Origin of the sequence: Brunnivagina elsteri CCALA 953, assembly GCF_002289455.1 — a bacterium.
In the GTDB taxonomy this organism is placed as follows: domain Bacteria; phylum Cyanobacteriota; class Cyanobacteriia; order Cyanobacteriales; family Nostocaceae; genus Brunnivagina; species Brunnivagina elsteri.
In genome coordinates this window covers 1-1,281 of record NZ_NTFS01000764.1, presented here as the reverse complement: position 1 = coordinate 1,281, position 1,281 = coordinate 1, and the positions used below count along the sequence as shown (strand labels likewise).

The following is a 1,281-nucleotide window of genomic DNA, read 5'->3' as shown; positions in this document are numbered from 1 at the left end:
GTAATATTATTTTGTATCGAATGTTTTTTATGAAAATTATATGAATCTACTATGATATTGCAATGGAATATGATAACTTTTATTTAGGTCTTAAAGCGTTGAGGTGCAAACTACAATTAATCTACTAGTAATGGCAACTTTTTTCAGATTGCGATCGCTAACAGGTATTGTACTAAGTACAGGCTACGTATAGCTTGTGTCTCTTGAGAGTTACGCTAATCGCAGTAACCGCTCCCTGCGGAAATATTTCACAAATGTCTCTTCAATTACTTTACCTATTTTTTGAATTGAAACTGGATTTTTCAGACGTTTGGCTGATGTTTCCAGTTCAAGGTTAAGTCAAACTAACCTTAAACTAAGATACAACGTTGCAAATTTAGTCAAATTAAAAGCTGAAACTTCCAACTTAGCTATCCAAGCTTGATTTAAGAATAATGTACTCTGATTTATTCGCAGGAACGACTTGTTTAAAATTTTCCAATTTAGGTTATCACTGGGCAGGGTTATACCCATGAAGAAAGTTAAAATTCTGAACTTAGAAATCGATAATTTGTCGCAGGCAGAATTTTTAGCAGATTTACAATCTGGTATAGTATTCACGCCAAATGTTGACCATTTGATGAAGCTCCAAAAAGACCCTGATTTTGTTCAAGCTTATAGTATTGGTAGTCATAAAGTCTGTGACAGTCAAATTCTGTTGTATGCAGCAAGATTTTTGGGTACTCCGATTCGGGAGAAAATATCAGGTTCTGACTTGTTCCCAGCTTTTTACAACTATCACAAGCATGACGACAATATCAAAATATTTCTCTTAGGGGCAGGAGAAGGAATTGCTCTGCAAGCACAATACAAAATCAATCAGAAAATTGGTAGAAATATTGTTGTTGATTCCCACTCTCCAAGCTTTGGATTTGAGCATAATCAAGAGGAATGCCAAAATATAATCGATAGAATTAATGACTCGGATGCGACAGTTTTGGTAATCGGAGTTGGCGCTCCGAAACAAGAAAAATGGATTTATAAATATCGAGAACAATTGCCGAATATCAAAATATTTATGGCACTTGGAGCTACTATTGATTTTGAAGCCGGAAAATTACAGCGATCGCCACAATGGGTTAGTCAAATTGGGATGGAATGGCTCTTTAGATTGTTGTGTGAACCAAAGCGGCTTTGGAAAAGATACTTAGTTGAAGATATTCCTTTCTTATTTTTAATTTTGCAGCAGAAACTTCATTTAGTTTTTAAGCAAGTGAGAAAATCAAATCATCTTTTTTGGAA

At 34.7% G+C, this 1,281-nt stretch carries 1 protein-coding gene; it reads left to right on the top strand.

Features of this window, described 5'->3' with window-relative positions; all coding sequences use genetic code 11:
• Positions 1 to 511: 511 nt before the first annotated feature.
• The coding region (locus tag CK510_RS30535; protein WP_143289534.1) for a WecB/TagA/CpsF family glycosyltransferase at positions 512 to 1,281 on the top strand (770 nt) is incomplete at its 3' end.